This window comes from Catellatospora sp. NPDC049609 (assembly GCF_040675365.1).
In the GTDB taxonomy this organism is placed as follows: domain Bacteria; phylum Actinomycetota; class Actinomycetes; order Mycobacteriales; family Micromonosporaceae; genus Catellatospora.
The window spans coordinates 103,062-117,441 of the sequence record NZ_JBFAOU010000003.1; the positions used below are offsets into that span (position 1 = coordinate 103,062).

The 14,380-nt window shown below is 72.0% G+C and carries 15 protein-coding genes; 1 reads left to right on the forward strand and 14 read right to left on the reverse strand.

Annotated elements, in window-relative coordinates:
• The 4 genes from AB0J67_RS01720 to AB0J67_RS01735 are packed head-to-tail and all read right to left on the reverse strand — an operon-like array spanning nt 1 to nt 4,558.
• A complete protein-coding gene (locus AB0J67_RS01720) occupies nt 1-513 on the reverse strand; it encodes a flavin reductase family protein (protein ID WP_363475142.1) in 513 nt (170 codons plus the stop codon).
• Nucleotides 513-1,967, reverse strand: a complete 1,455-nt coding sequence (locus AB0J67_RS01725) for an amino acid adenylation domain-containing protein (protein WP_363475144.1) — start codon at nt 1,965-1,967, stop codon at nt 513-515. The genes AB0J67_RS01720 and AB0J67_RS01725 overlap by 1 nt, the downstream gene beginning before the upstream one ends.
• Entirely contained in the window at nt 1,967-3,103 is a 1,137-nt protein-coding gene (locus AB0J67_RS01730; protein ID WP_363475146.1) for an acyl-CoA dehydrogenase family protein, read from the reverse strand. The genes AB0J67_RS01725 and AB0J67_RS01730 overlap by 1 nt, the downstream gene beginning before the upstream one ends.
• A 24-nt stretch (nt 3,104-3,127) precedes the next feature.
• Nucleotides 3,128-4,558, reverse strand: coding sequence for a carboxyl transferase domain-containing protein (locus tag AB0J67_RS01735; protein ID WP_363475148.1), 1,431 nt, complete (start codon nt 4,556-4,558; stop codon nt 3,128-3,130).
• A gap of 119 nt (nt 4,559-4,677) precedes the next feature.
• On the opposite strand from AB0J67_RS01735, the gene AB0J67_RS01740 reads away from it, so the two are divergent.
• Nucleotides 4,678-5,238 (forward strand): TetR family transcriptional regulator, encoded by a 561-nt coding sequence (locus AB0J67_RS01740; protein WP_363475150.1) that lies wholly within the window; start codon nt 4,678-4,680, stop codon nt 5,236-5,238.
• A gap of 59 nt (nt 5,239-5,297) precedes the next feature.
• On the opposite strand, the gene AB0J67_RS01745 is transcribed toward AB0J67_RS01740, so the two are convergent.
• From AB0J67_RS01745 to AB0J67_RS01790, 10 genes are all read right to left on the reverse strand, one after another.
• On the reverse strand, nt 5,298-6,653 hold the full coding sequence (locus AB0J67_RS01745; protein ID WP_363475152.1) for a cation:proton antiporter: 1,356 nt from the start codon (nt 6,651-6,653) through the stop codon (nt 5,298-5,300).
• Between the two features lie 171 nt (nt 6,654-6,824).
• Nucleotides 6,825-8,168 carry an NAD(P)/FAD-dependent oxidoreductase gene (locus tag AB0J67_RS01750; RefSeq protein WP_363475154.1) on the reverse strand — a complete coding sequence of 448 codons (1,344 nt, stop codon included), beginning with the start codon at nt 8,166-8,168 and terminating at the stop codon, nt 6,825-6,827.
• A 29-nt stretch (nt 8,169-8,197) separates the two neighbouring features.
• Nucleotides 8,198-8,479, reverse strand: coding sequence for a phosphopantetheine-binding protein (locus AB0J67_RS01755; RefSeq protein WP_363475156.1), 282 nt, complete (start codon nt 8,477-8,479; stop codon nt 8,198-8,200).
• Between the two features lie 245 nt (nt 8,480-8,724).
• The gene (locus AB0J67_RS01760) at nt 8,725-9,528 is read right to left on the reverse strand and encodes an alpha/beta hydrolase (protein WP_363475158.1); all 804 of its coding nucleotides are present in this window, start codon (nt 9,526-9,528) and stop codon (nt 8,725-8,727) included.
• Nucleotides 9,529-9,615: 87 nt separating this feature from the next.
• Complete coding sequence (locus AB0J67_RS01765; protein ID WP_363475160.1) at nt 9,616-11,223, reverse strand: AMP-binding protein; 1,608 nt, start codon at nt 11,221-11,223, stop codon at nt 9,616-9,618.
• A 9-nt stretch (nt 11,224-11,232) separates the two neighbouring features.
• Complete coding sequence (locus AB0J67_RS01770) at nt 11,233-12,150, reverse strand: alpha/beta hydrolase (RefSeq protein ID WP_363475162.1); 918 nt, start codon at nt 12,148-12,150, stop codon at nt 11,233-11,235.
• Nucleotides 12,151-12,184: 34 nt separating this feature from the next.
• Nucleotides 12,185-12,538, reverse strand: coding sequence for an acyl-CoA thioesterase (locus tag AB0J67_RS01775; protein WP_363475164.1), 354 nt, complete (start codon nt 12,536-12,538; stop codon nt 12,185-12,187).
• 19 nt (nt 12,539-12,557) lie between these two features.
• Nucleotides 12,558-13,034, reverse strand: a complete 477-nt coding sequence (locus AB0J67_RS01780) for a 4'-phosphopantetheinyl transferase superfamily protein (RefSeq protein ID WP_363475166.1) — start codon at nt 13,032-13,034, stop codon at nt 12,558-12,560.
• Complete coding sequence (locus AB0J67_RS01785) at nt 13,010-13,948, reverse strand: acyl-ACP desaturase (protein ID WP_363475167.1); 939 nt, start codon at nt 13,946-13,948, stop codon at nt 13,010-13,012. Before AB0J67_RS01785 ends, AB0J67_RS01780 begins: the two co-directional genes overlap by 25 nt.
• Nucleotides 13,945-14,238 carry a hypothetical protein gene (locus AB0J67_RS01790; protein ID WP_363475169.1) on the reverse strand — a complete coding sequence of 98 codons (294 nt, stop codon included), beginning with the start codon at nt 14,236-14,238 and terminating at the stop codon, nt 13,945-13,947. The genes AB0J67_RS01785 and AB0J67_RS01790 overlap by 4 nt, the downstream gene beginning before the upstream one ends.
• Nucleotides 14,239-14,380 lie beyond the last annotated feature (142 nt).

Below are 14,380 nucleotides of genomic sequence, written 5' to 3' on the forward strand. Positions count from 1 at the left end.
TCACGCCCGCGCGATCCGGAACACGCGTACGTAGCTGCCCCGCCAGTAGCCCAGCGGGAAGCGGTTGCGGTGTGCTTCGCCCTCCACCATCCTGCCGATCACGATGGCGTGGTCGCCGGCCTGGACGGTGTCGTGGACGATCAGCTGCGCGGTGGCCACGGCCGCCCGCAGCTGGGGCATGCCGTTGGCGTCGTCCCAGGCCACGGTGCCGAACTTGTCCGCGACGGGGCTGGAGAACAGCGCCGACACCGCCTGGGCGTCGGCGTCCAGGAAGTTGACCGCGAACCGGCCGCTCGACCGGATCGCGTCCAGCGTCCGGCTGGGCTCCTTCACGCACGCCAGCAGCAGCGGCGGGTCGCCCGACACGCTGCACACGGCCGAGCAGGTCAGCCCCTGCGGCCGCCCCTCGTCGTCGATGGAGGTCACCACGCAGACCCCGCTGGGCAGGGACCCCATCACCGCCCGGAACGTGTCCATGTCCACGCTGGCCGGGTACGGCTCGGTCGACGTCATCAGATCCTCCCCTCGACGATCGCCGCGGTCAGCGCGCCGCGATCCTTCTTGCCGTTCGCGGTGCGCGGCATCGCCTCGACGACGTGCACCGTGTCGATGATCATGTAGGTGGGCAGCCCGGCCGCGCAGTGTTTCTTGAGGCCCAGCAGGGTGGGCCGCTGCCCGGCGGCCGGCACGACGACCGCGTGCAGCCGCGCCCCGAGCCCCTCGCCGGTGGTCAGCACCAGCACGTCGGCCACCGCGGGGTGCGCGGCCAGCACGGCCTCCACCTCGCCCAGCTCGATGCGGTGCCCGCGCACCTTCACCATGTGGTCGAAGCGGCCGACGTACTCGAACACGCCGTCCTCGGCGCGGCGGCCCAGGTCACCGGTGCGGTACGGGCCGAGCTGCGGCTCGCGGCCCCAGTAGCCCACCATCACGGTCGGCCCGGCGACCACGATCTCGCCCTCGGCGCCCTCGGGGTCCAGGAACACCTCGTCGCCGGCGGCGGCCTCGCCGATCGGCAGCGGCCGGTCGCGCTGCAGGTCCGCGTCGGTCACCTCGTACGAGGTGCACACGTTCGTCTCGGTGGGGCCGTACCAGTTCCACAGCCGGATCTTGGGCCAGCCCTGGCGCAGCTCCTTGACCTGCGGCATCGGAAACGGCTCGCCCGCGAACACGCAGGCGCGCATGGCGGGCGGCGGATCGGCGGCGAGCAGCCCGCCCTCGTGCATCATCAGCACCAGCGCCGAGGGCACCGAGTACCAGATCGAGATGTCCTGCTCGCGCATGAACTCGACCAGCTGCGCGGGCGCGTACGCCATCTCGTGCGGGATCAGGTGCACCGAAGCCCCCGCGTGCAGCGCCGCGTAGAGGTCGAACACCGACAGGTCGAAGTTGAACGGCGCGTGGTTGGACAGCCGGTCCACCGGGGTGACCCCGACCAGCTCGACGGCCCAGTCGACGAACGCCAGCGCGTTGCGGTGGCTGATCGCGACGCCCTTGGGCGTCCCGGTCGAGCCGGAGGTGTAGAGGATGTACGCCACGTCGCCGGGCGCGCCGTCCACCGGCGGCAGCGGCCCGGTCGCCGGGGCGTCGAGGTGCTCGAACGCCACCACCGGGCAACCGCCGGGCACCTCCGGCCCGGCCGCGGCGCGCTCGGCGTCGGCGGCGACCAGCGTGGCCGCGCAGTCCTCGGCGATCCGGCCCACCCGCGCCGCCGGGTTGCCCGGCGCCACGGGCACGTAGATCGCGCCGATGCGCAGCGCCGCCTGCATCAGCGCGACGGCGGTGCAGCTCTTGTCGCTCCACAGCAGAATGCGGTGACCGGCCTCGACGCCGGCGTTGCGCAGCCCGTGCGCCAGCCGGTCGGTGGCGCGGTCGAGCTCGGCATAGGTCAGCGTGCCGTCCGGCCCGGCCACGGCCAGGCTGTCCGGGTATCGGGCGGCGGATCGGGTGAGCAGTTCGTGCAGCATCACAACCCCAATTCCTTCGCGATGATGTGCCGCTGGATGTCGGAGGTGCCGGAGAAGATCGTGGCCGGCACGGCGTCGCGCAGCGCGGCCTCGATGCCGTCCGCGCGCTGGTAGCCGCGCCCGCCGAAGACGCGTACGGCGTCCAGCGCCGCGGCGAGCACGCCCTCGGAGACCGCGAGCTTGGCCATCGCGACCGACATCGGGCGCGGGCTGCCCTGGTCCATCTCCCAGCAGGCGCGGTAGAGCAGCAGCCGGGCCGTGTCGGCCCGCAGCTTCATCTCCGCGATGCGGTGCGAGACGGCCTGGAAGTCGGCCAGCGGGCGGCCGAACTGGCGGCGTTCGCGCGCGTGCGCGACGGCGCGCTCCACCAGCCGCTCCAGCAGGCCCAGGTATCCGGCGAACAGGCAGGTGCGCTCCCAGCTCATCGACTGCTGGAAGATCGCGCCGCCCAGGCCCTCGACCCCGAGGACCCGCTCGTGCGGCACGAACACGCCGTCGAACCGGACCGGCCCGGCCGGGCACGAGCCCAGCCCCATCTTGTCGAACGGCTCGCCCGCCACCAGCCCGGACGAGGCGCGGTCCACCACGAACCCGGTCACGCCCAGGTGCCCGGCGTGCGGGTCGGTGGTGGCGTAGGTGACGTACACGTCGGCCGCCGGGCCGTTGCTGACGAAGGTCTTCTCGCCGTTGAGGAGATACCCGCCGTCGGTCTCGGTCGCGGTGACGACCAGCCGGGACACGTCGGACCCGGCGTCGGTCTCGGTCATCGCGTTGCCCGCGATCAGCGTGCCGTCGCTCAGGCCCGGCAGCAGCTCACGCTTGGCCTGCTCGCTCGCGAACTCGGCGATGGGCGCGGCGCAGGCGAACTGGTGCGCGCTGGCGGCGAACACCAGGCCCGTGTCGGGGCAGGCGTAGCCGAGCGCCTCGATCTGCCGGGCGGTGTCGACCGCGCCCAGCCCGCCGCCGCCGTACGCGGTGGGCAGGCAGCAGCCGAGCAGGCCCAGCTCACCGAGGCGCAGCCAGTCCTTGCGGGTGTAGAAACCCTCCTCGCGCGGCGCCTGCCCGAACGCCTCCCGCACGGCCGCGACCGTGTCCGAGTGGCGCCGCTGCTGTTGTGGGGTCCAGCCAAAGTCCACGGTTCCTCCTCGGACGTTCCGCGGTCACAACGGGATGTTGGGCAGGCGGTGCGGCACCGAGCGCCGGTGGCTCAGCGCGCGGATCAGCGTCGACCGGGTGTCCACGGGATCGATGACCGCGTCGACGATCCGGTCGCGCACCGCGGCCGCCAGCCCGTGCTCGGTGCGCCGGTACTCCTCGACCAGCTCCGCCTCCAGCGCGGCGCGGGCGGCGGGGTCGGCGACCGCTTCGAGCCGCCGCCGGTGGGCCACCCGCACGGTGGACTCGACGCCCATCACGTCGACCTCGGCGCCGGGCCAGGCGTAGACCGCGTCGGCGCCGAGCGACCTGCTGTTCATCGCGATGAAGGCACCGCCGAAGGCCTTGCGGGTGATCAGGGTGACCCGGGGGACCTGGCAGGCGGCGAAGGCGTGCAGCAGCTTCGCGCCCCGGCGCAGCACGCCGCTGGTCTCCTGGCTGACCCCGGGCAGGTAGCCGGGCACGTCGACGAGCACCACCAGGGGCACGCCGTACGCGTCGCACATGCGCACGAAGCGGCTGGCCTTGTCGCCGGCGTCGGCGTCGAGGCAGCCGCCCAGCTTCAGCGGGTTGTTGGCGACCACGCCGACGGTGCGCCCGCCGAGGCGGCCCAGCGCGGTCACCACGTTCGGCGCCCAGCGCGGGTGCAGCTGCACCGCGGGCGCGTCGAGCAGGGCGTCGACCAGCTTGGTCACGGGGTAGGCCTGGCGCGGCGACTCCGGCAGCAGCGCGCGCAGGTCGGTGCCGTCGAGCACGTCGCCGGGCTCGCCGAAGCCGCCCTGCCCGCCGAGCAGGCGGACCAGGTCGCGGGCCGTGGCCAGGCAGTCGCCCTCGTCGCGGCGGATCAGGTGGGCCACGCCGCTGTGCCGCGAGTGCACCGCTGCGCCGCCCAGCTCGGTGAAGCCGACCTCGACGCCGGTCGCGTCGCGCACCACGCGGGGCCCGGTCACGAACATCGACGCTTCCTCGGCCATGATCACGAGGTCGGTCAGCGCGGACCCGTACGCCGCGCCGCCCGCCGCCGAGCCGAGCACGACCGAGATCTGCGGGATCCGGCCCGAGGCGCCGACGATGGCCCGGAACACGCGGCCGACGCCGTCCAGCGCGCCCACGCCCTCGCCGAGGGAGGCGCCGCCGGACTGCCAGACGCCCACCACGGGCAGGCCCTTGAGGTCGGCGCGCTCGATCACCTCGGCGACGCGGGCGCAGCCCTCCTGGGTCATCGCGCCGCCGCGGCGGGCGGGGTCGGTCGCGTAGGCCGCGGCCGGCACGCCGCCGATGAGCCCGTAGGCGGCGGCCACCTCGTTGTCGCGGGCCGGCAGCAGCAGGTCGGGGTTGCCGCCGTCGAACAGCGGGAGCAGCCGCGCGCTCGCGCGGTCGGTCGCCTCCGCCACCTGGACGCCTGGTGCGCGACCGGTGTGCACAGTCTCGATCACCGTCATCTGCCGCCCCCGGAGTGTTGTGAAAGAAAACTCATCTGCAGATGAGTATCCGGTCTACACTGGACTTGTCAAGCGTTGAATTCCCCGCTTGTTGAGAAAGGGAGGCCCCGGCCATGGAGATGACGACCCGAGATCTCATCCTCGAGGAGACCCGGCGGCAGATCGCCGAGCACGGGCTGGACGCCACCACCATCCGCGGCGTGGCCCGCCGGGCGGCCGTCGACCCGGCCCTGGTGCGGCACTACTTCCACACCCGGCAGGAGCTGATCGACGAGGCGACCGAGCTGGATCTGGACATCCGCCGCATGGTCCGGGTCGTGGTGCACGGGTCGCCCAAGCTGGCCGGGCGCCGGCTGGTCGGCACCGTGCTGGCGGTCTGGGACAGCCCCGAGGCGGGGCTGGTGCCGATGGCCCGCCTCGCGGCCGCGCTCACCGACCAGAACGCCGCCGCGCTCGCCCGCACCGACCTGATCGAGCAGTTCCTCGGCGAGGTCATCACCCGCCTGGGCGCCGACCAGCCCCGCCTGCGGGCCCAGCTCATCGCCGCCCAGCTGCTCGGCCTCGCGCTGTTCCGCTACCTGGTGAGCGAGCCGGTGCTCGCCTCCGCCACCGCCCCCGGCCTCACCGCGGTGCTCGGCGACGCCGTCGGGTGCTACCTGACCGAGCCGCTGTGACGCACACCAGCCGTGCCGCCAGGCGGGGCGGCACGGCTGGTGACATCGTCGCCGGGCCCTCAGTGCACCGACGCGCTCTCCTTCTCCGCCGCGGAGTAGACCGGTGTCGACCACGCCTCGTGCGCGAGCCGGCGGGCCTGCTCCTCGGCGTTCTGGTTGACCCGGGTCATGGCGTAGCGCAGGATCGGCGGCGCCATCAGCGAGGTCACCACCGCGACCAGCACGATGATGGTGTACGACTTGGTGTCCAGCACCCCCACGCGCAGGCCCACCATGGCCACGACGACCTCCACCACGCCCCGGGCGTTGAGCCCGGCACCCAGCGCGAGTCCTTCCCACTTGTTCAGGCCGCTCATCCAGGCGCCCAGGTACGCCCCGACGAACTTGCCCGCGATGGCGACGGCGAGCACCGCCAGCGCGATGCCGAGCACGGTCGGGTCGCCCAGCACGGTCAGGTCGATACGCAGACCCGCCGTGGCGAGGAAGATGGGGGCCAGCACCGAGAGCACGACGGTGCGCAGCGGCGCGAGGCGCTCCGGATCGACCACACCCGGCCGTCCGATCAGGATGCCGACGGCGAACGCGCCGAACACCGGCTCCATGCCCAGCGCGTGGGTGAGCGAGCCGCCGAGGATCATGAGGCCCGCCACCACCGCGACGGTCGTGCCCCGGTTCTCGCTGCGGTTGGCCAACCGCATCACGGCGTTGACCAGCGGGCGGCCCACCAGCACCGCGAAGAGGATGAAGCCGAGCAGGTAGAGCACCGACAGGGACACCTTCATCGTGCTCAACCCGACCGTGGCCATCGCCGAGACGATCGACAGCAGCAGCCAGCCGACCGCGTCGTCGACGGTGCCCGCCGCGATGGTCAGCTGCCCGACGTCGCGGTGCAGCAGGCGCATGTCGACGAGGGTCTTCGCGATGACCGGGATGGCGCTGACACACATCGCGACGCCGAGGAACAGGGCGAACACGGTGCGCTCGACGCCGTCCGGCAGGAAGGCCGCCGGCAGTGCGTAGGCGAGTGCGATGCCGGCTCCCAGCGGAAGCAGCAGCCCGCAGAGGCTGATCCGGACCGCGGTGATCCCGCGGCGGCGGATGAGCCCCAGGTCCAGGTGGGCACCGGTGATGCCGACCAGCAGCAGGATGCCCAGCAGGCCGACCGCGTCCAGCATGTTCGACTGGATGGCCTTGTGCGGCAGCAGCCACTCCGAGAACGCCGGGGCCACGGCCCCGAGCAGGCTCGGACCCAGCAGCACGCCGGTGAACAGCTCACCGACGATCGCGGGCATCTTGAACCGCTCGGCCACCCGGCCCAGCACCACCGCGACGAGCAGCAGCGTCGCGATCTGGAGCAGGAAGATCAGCACCTCGTGAGCGGGGATCGGGGGATTGGGCTGGAAAGCGTAGGACACGGGGAAACCTCCTAACCTTGACCGGCCGGAGTCCGGAAGACCGGACCCCGGCTCGCGTCCTCGAACTGATCGCCCGCCCGCTCCGGCGGATGTGCCGGGGCATCGCGGGTCGGCCCCCGAACGATGCGGACGGTGAGCGCGCCGGCCGGGAGCCGGCGCGACGTCGAAGGGTCAGAACGCGGGCGCCGCCGTCGGGGCCTTGAGCTCCCCGAGATACGGCCGCCACAGGTGGGTCTCGTCCTCCTCGACCGCGCGCACGATCTCGCGCATCTCGGCCAGCGCCGCCGGCTCGTCGTCCTCGTACACGTCGCCCTGCAGCAGCTTGAGCACGTCGAGCCGGTAGCGGGGGTCCTGGACGAACGCGGTGAACAGGATGTTCAGGCGGTAGTAGATGGAGATGAACTCGTACCAGTTGCTCACGCCGCGGCGCAGCTTGGTCTCGTAGATGCTGAACCGCTTCTTGGCGAAGTCACCCGCCTCGGCGGCGGCGATGATGTCCGCGCAGGCGATGCGGGCGCTGTTCATCGCGACGCTGACCCCGCTGGAGAAGATCGGGTCGACGAACCGGGCCGCGTCGCCGACCAGCACGAAGTTGTCGCCGCAGATCTGGCTGACGCTGTAGCTGTAGTCGCCCTCGGACTTGAACGGCTTGACCTGCTCGGCCTCGCGCAGCGCGCGGGCCAGCTCCGGCCGGCTCTCCACCGAGTCCCAGAAGAACTCCTCGCGCTCGGTCTTCGAGGCCGCGAAGCGCTTCTTCTGGGTCACCACGCCGATCGAGGTGATGGTCTCGGTGATGGGGATCTGCCACACCCAGGTGTCGGTGAGCGGCAGGAAGTGGATGAAGATGTAGTCGGTCTGCTCCGGGTTCAGCGCCAGCGCCTTGCGGTCGAAGTTGTCGAACCACGTGTGGATCGCGTATTGGTTGAACACCGGATCGGACTGCTTGGTCTTCATCTGGTTGGCCAGCAGGGTGCGCCGGCCCGAGGCGTCGACGACCATCCGCACCGGGATCTGCTGCAGCTCGTCGTCGATGCGGACGTGGACCACGGGGAACTCGCCCTCGAAGTCCACCTTCTGCACCCGGGCCCGGTAGCGCACGTCGGCGCCGAGGCTGGCCGAGTGCTCCAGCAGGATCTGGTCGAACAGCCCGCGGTCGACGTGGTACGTGTGGTCGCGGTCGACGCCGGGCTGGTCACGCTCGTGGAAGAGGATGTCCGCGGCGCGGAAGTCGTGGGTCAGGCCGGTGAAGCCCATGTGGTCGATGGGGCGGGACTCCGCCGAGGTCCAGGCCGCGCCGTACTTCTTCGGGAAGTTCGCGGCCTCGATCTTCTCCATCGCGCCGATCTCCAGGAGCACCGGCGTGGTGGCGGGGACGAGCGACTCGCCCACGTGCTCGCGGGGGAACGTCTCGCTCTCGAGGACGACCACCGAGAGGCCGGCCTTCGCGAGGTAGGACGCCGCCGTCGAGCCGGCGGGACCGCCGCCGATCACTGCGATGTCGAACGCTGGTTGCACGATCGCCTCCTTGTCGTAGTGCGTGGGCTTCAGGCGTTTGCGACCTCGGTGGGCAGCAGTGACCGCACGAGGCTGGTGATGGTGTTGATGCTGCGGAAGTGCTTGCCGGTGATGGCCGTCGGCGGCACGGAGACGTGCAGCTCCTCACGGATGAACGTGAGCAGACGGGCCGTGTTCATCGAGTTGAGGACGCCCCACTCCAGCAGCGGGGAGTCCGCGTCGAGCTCGCCCGCCGACTCACTGCCCAGCAGGTGGTCGACGATGAACGCGGTGACGCGTGCCTGGATCTCGTCGGTGTCGATCGTGGTCACTTCGTGGCTCCTCGGGGTGTGGCTACGTGCGGCTCCATAGCGGACGGTCGGACAGCAAAAGTCATCTTGTGAGGAACTCTACAAGCGATGAACTGTCTCGACAAGGCGCATCTTCCCGATCACCGGCCGTAGCGGGTGTGACCAGGCAGGAAATGCGGCCGGACGCGCCGCGCGAGGCGGCGTACACCCTTCGATACGTGGCGAGGGTGGAGTGAGGTGGGTGGGTCCCGGCGCGGCGGCGGGGTCTAGGCGGCCGTGGCGTCCAGGAACGAGCGCACGGCGGCGGCGAAGCCGGCCTCGTCGTCGTCGTGGACGAAGTGCCCGCCCGGCAGCACGGTCAGGGACGCCCGGGGCAGCTTCGCCACCATCTCGGCGGCGTGGTCGGCGGACAGCACGAAGCTGTCACTGCCCGCGATGAGCAGCGTCGGGCAGCAGACCGCGAGCCAGTCGGCCCAGTGGTCGCCGTTGAGCAGCTGCTGGGTGTCGAGCGCCTCCTCGACCCGGCAGGACAGGCCCCAGCCGTCAGGGTGCTCGCACACCCCGTCCACCAGATACGGCCCGAGGAAGCCCAGGCCGTCGAGGAACTGCTCGCGGGTGGCCGCGCGGCGGGGCCAGGCGCGGGCGAACGACAGGTCCGCCTCGATCACGGCGCCCACGTCGGCCACGACGAGCGCGCTGACCCGGTCCGGCCGGCGCGCGGCCAGCTGGTACGCGTTGGCGCCGCCCAGGGAGTGCCCGACGATCGGCAGCCGCGCGATGCCCAGGTGGTCGAGCAGCGCGACGATGTCGCCGAGGAACCCCTCGCGGGTGTACGGCGGGGCCGGGTCGGACCAGCCGTGGCCGCGCTGGTCCGGGGCGATGACGCGCCACCGTGGCGCGAGCGCGGCGGCCAGGCGCGCGAACGCCCTGCCCTCACTGAAGAGTCCGTGCAGGGCGAGCACCGGCCGCCCGGAGCCGAAGTCCCGGTAGGACAGCCGACGGCCGCCGAGGTCCAGGTCCCGCGGTTCGGGGAGGTCCGGCCACCGCCCCATGCCGCCATCACCAACCACGAGATGGATGGTCGTAGTTGTTTGCGCTCGCAGTCAACCGCGCATGGGCTAACGATACGTAGCCGTGATCCTACTCCCAAGTAATCATCAGGTGGGGATGTCGCACAGCGGCTCCCGCGGCGGCGGCGCCTCGCTGAAGTCGCCGTTCTCGAAGGCGCGCACGATCGCGCGTCGCTGGAGCTTGCCGCTGCTGGTGCGCAGCAGCCGCCCCGGGCGCAGGAAGTGCACGTCCGCGGGGCGCACCGTGACGCCGGTCGCGTGCACCAGATGCTCCGCGATCCTCGCCCGGCAGCCGTCCGGGTCGGTCCGGGCGGTGCGGTCGGCCTCGGTCAGCACGACGATCCGCCCGCCGGACTGCGCCACCGCCACCCGGCGGACGAACGCCAGCTGCTCCAGAGCCTGCTCGAAGTCCGCGGCGAACAGGCTCTGCCCGTTGACCTTGATCCGGTCGCCGATCCGGCCCGTGATGAACAGCTCCCCGCCGTCGACGAACCCGATGTCGCCGGTGGCGTAGAAGCCGTCGGGCCCGGCGAGCGGCCGTGCGTCGTCGAGATAGGAGTCCGCCAGCGTGCCGCCCGCCAGCTCGATCTCGCCGAGCCGGCCCTCCCGGCACACGCTGCCGTCCTCGGTGCGCAGCCGCACCGTGAACTCCGGCATCGGCGGCCCGACCGAGATCGCGGGCAGCCCGGAGGGCGAGCGCACGATCCGGACCCGCCCGCCGCGCGGCCGGCTCGTCACCACCAGCACCGTCTCGGCCATGCCGTAGCAGGGCATGAAGACGTCGTCGCGCAGCCCGGCCGGCGCCATCAGCGCCAGGAACTCCTCCAGGTTGCGGATGTTGATCGGCTCGCTGCCGAGGTAGATCACGTGCAGGGCGGACAGGTCCAGCTCGGCGAGCTCGTCGGCCTCCAGGTCGCGCATCAGGCGCAGCGAGTAGTCCACCGCGAAGTTCGGCACCACCGTGCCGACGATCCGCTCCCGGGCCAGGTGCGCCCACCAGCCCGGGGCGTCGAACAGGAACGTCGCGGGCTCGGCCAGCAGCAGGTCGCCGCCGACCGCGAAGCAGGACAGCATGCCGCCCACCAGGCCCATGTCGTGGTAGAGCGGCAGCCAGCTGCTGACCCGGTCCTCGACCCCACGGCCGTCGGTGCGCACGATCATCGCCAGGTTCGCGCGCAACCGGCCCTGGGTGATCGGGATCCCCTTCGGGAACGAGGTCGAGCCGGAGGAGAACTGCACGAACGCGATCTCCTCGGCGTCGGGCACGCGCAGCCGCGCGGCCGGCTTGCGCAGCTCCGGCCGGGGCAGCGGCAGCCGCGTCAGCGGCAGGTCGACGGTGCCGAGGCTGGGCGTCTGCAACACGGCGGCCGCTGCGAACTCCCCCGCCACCCGCCCGAGGAAGTCCTCGTAGCCGGCCTTCGGCGAGTGCGGCAGCAGCGGCTTGACGCTCAGCGGCACCGCGCCGACCTCCATCAGGGCGAAGAAGGACAGGATCACCGTGCTGGAGGTCTCGAACGGCACGATCACCCGGGTGCCCGGTCCGACGCCGTGCGCCCGGAAGTGGTCCGCGTACGCCGCGATGCGCTCGGGGAACTCGCGGTAGCTCACGAACTCCGGCGTGCCGGCGAACTTCTCGTAGAGGTACAGGCCGTGCTCCGGCACGGTGTCGTGGTTGCGCTGGATGTGCTCGAGCACGGTGGGCTCCTACTCCTCGTTCGCGGGGGTGCCGGTGGCGATCCGGCGCATCCAGGCGGCCACGCCGGGCAGCACCTCGGCCTCGGCCCGCGCGCCGCGGACCACGTCGTGGTGGCCGGGGTCCCAGCTCAGGCCGGTCTGCCTGCCGTACACCCGGAAGTCCACCGGGCCGCCCAGCCGGTCGGCCAGCTTGCGGCCGCGTGCGGGCGAGGCGTGGAACGTGTCGGCGGCGCCGATGCCGACCAGCGCGGGCAGCGTCACCCGGGACAGCGCCTGCCAGTAGTCCGTGGCGCCGTCCGCGCTGCGGAACTCGCCCTTCGGCGCCCAGTCGGCGAACTGGCGCATCAGCCCGGCGGGCTCGTCCCACCGGCCCTGCTTGAGCGCCTTCGCCGGGAACCGCCCGGCCAGCCGGGCCAGCACCGCGGCGCCGCGCAGCTGCACCCGCTTGCCGGCGCCGCCCTCGGAGTAGTCGTTGACGGCCGACGAGAGGGTCACCACCCCGGCCAGGTGCCGCTGCAGCGCCGGATCGACGCCGAGCGCGGCCAGGACCGCGTACCCGATCATGCTGTGCGCCAGCACGAACAGCGGCCCCCGGTGCAGCTGCGCCACCCCGCGGACCAGGTCCGGGATGTCATGGCGCACGTAGGTGTCGAAGTTCCAGTCGTACGCGCGCCGCCGCGGCCAGCGGCTGCGGCCGTGCCCGCGCAGCGAGGCGACGTGCGCGGTGAAGCCGCGGTCGAGGAAGACCGTGGCCGGGCCGCGCCCCGCCGACCCGAGGAAGAACCCGCCGTCGGAGAAGAGCCCCGGCAGGAAGAGCACGCCGGGAGCGGTGCCGCCCTGCGGCGGGACCTGCCTGACGTGCAGCTGGTGACCGCCGGACGTGGGCACCCAGTGCTCGGTCTCGGCGAGAAGGCCGGACGTGCTCATCTCCACTCCACTCCTGTTCGGGGTGGCGGCGCCGTCAGCGGGGCACGGCGGTCGCCAGGAAGTCCTGCATCGAAACGAGGCACCGCTGTGCGGTGTCCAGGAACGCGACCGTGACCAGGGCGTCCACCGCCGGACCGGGCACCTGCGGCAGGTGCAGCCGCTGGCGGAACCGGGCCCGGAAGGTGAGGTCGTCGTCGTCGATCTCGGCCTGCGTCGGCGACTCCAGCCGGGTGCGCACCTCGACCTCGCCGCGTGGAAGCTCGGCCAGGTAGTCGATCTGAATGGAGGCGACCACCGCGACGACCCGGTCGCCGTGCACGATGCCCTGCCGCGCCATCCAGTCCCAGCGGCCGGCCTCCAGATACTCCAGCGCCACCGCGTTGTTCACGTGGCCCAGGGCGTCCAGGTCATTGGGCCGGACGGGGAGCGTAAGTCGTGATTCGCCGAAGAACATGCCGGACCGCCCGATCGATCGTGCCGAAGAAACGCTGGTAGGCCGAGCTGTGTGTGGTCACCACGACCACGGACGAGACGAACCCGCCGCTGTGCGAGATCGAGACGTTCACCCGCAGCCGGTGCCGGGCCAGGTGACCGGCCAGCGAGCCGTGCATGTCGAAGCGCGGGCCGCCGTGCCGGTCGTGGACCAGCTCGGCCTCCGTCCAGAACCAGGGCTCCCGCGCCGGCGGCAGCGCCTTGAACAGCGCCTCCTTGGCCGCGAACGCGCCCGCGAGGCTCTGCAGCGGCCCCACCGCGCCGGCGAAGCGGCGCAGCTCCCGATCGGTGAAGAAGACGTCCGGCTCGCGCAGGCCCGAGGCGACCTCCAGCTCGCTGATCAGCTGGAGGTCGTGGCCCAGGCCGATCAGCTCCCGAGGAGATCCAGCCAAGTGTCCTCGACCTCTTCCCGCGAGTGCACCTCGATACCGGTGATCTTCTTGAGCGCGCCGCAGACGAGCTGCTCCTTCTTGTCCAGCGCCTCGGGCCGGTAGTCCATGTCCTTCGTCTCCAGGTGGTCCCACCAGTTGACGTGCGTGCCCCGGTCCTCCAGCCTGTCGCGCGCGCTGCCCTGCAGCTCGCCGTCGCTGCGCAGGAACAGGTGCGCCACCGCGAACGCGTCCTTGGCGTGGTACGCCCCGCTGTCGACCAGCGCCTTGGCGAACGCCACGAAGTAGTTGCGGTGCTGGATCTCGTCCGCGGCGACCTGCTTGAAGATGCGGCGCAGGCCCGGGTCCTCCACGACGTGCTGGCACTGGCCGTAGTTGACCGCCGCCGTGATCTCGGAGATCGCCAGCAGCACCAGGGTGCGCAGCATGTCGTCGTCGGGGAAGACCTGCCGGAAGTTGATGAACGTCGCGTCGTCGATCGGCTCCATGCCGGAGAGGTCCGCGAGCCGGTTGAACACCGTCTCGTGGTGCGCCTCCTCCTCGTTCCAGTACCGGCTCCAGGTGCCGCACGCCTCCATGATCGCCGCGACGGTCGGGTCGGTCTCCCGCCAGCGGTTGCACTCGGCGTTGGCCTGGCGCTCCAGCCGGTCCGCGCCCGGCTTGGTGGTCAGCTCGGCCCGGCCCGCGTTCCAGACCAGCATCCGGTCGGTCGGGGTGAGCCGGTCCAGGTCCACGGCGGCCAGCATGTCCACCACGCTCCACCGCCGCGACTCGTGCAGCCGCTGCTGCTCCCAGGTCACGTCGACCAGCGACATCCCGCGCTCGGTGAACGCGGCGTAGAGGTCGGTGATGATCGCGGGCGGGCCGGCGGGCAGCGTCGACCGGCGGATCACCGGCCGCACGTCCATGACGGTCATGCCACGGCCTCCTTCTGGCGGTCGAACTCCTCCTGGAAGACCCGCAGCACGGTCGACGTCGGGGTGTCGAGCGGCATCGCGGGCAGGCGCACCCGTGCGCCGTACTCCTTGCGCAGCGCGTTGGCGGTGCGGGCGAACGCCTCCATGAGGTCGATGCTGTTGGTCATCCGGGGGCTGCGGGCGATCACGGTCGCCAGCGTCACGTCGTCGGCGAACAGCTGGTCCTCGGGCAGGCCGGCGTGTTCGGCGAACTTCTCCCTGATGTAGGACTGCACGTCGGTCTTCATCATGCGAGGAATTCTACAAGTGATGAGTCTTACTGCCAAGGGGGTCGATGTCCGGCCTGCGACGGGCCCCTGACCAGGCGTGGAAACGCGCACGCTGACGGTCTCCGCGGTCACCGCCAGCGGCGACGACGGCAACGTTCCCGGC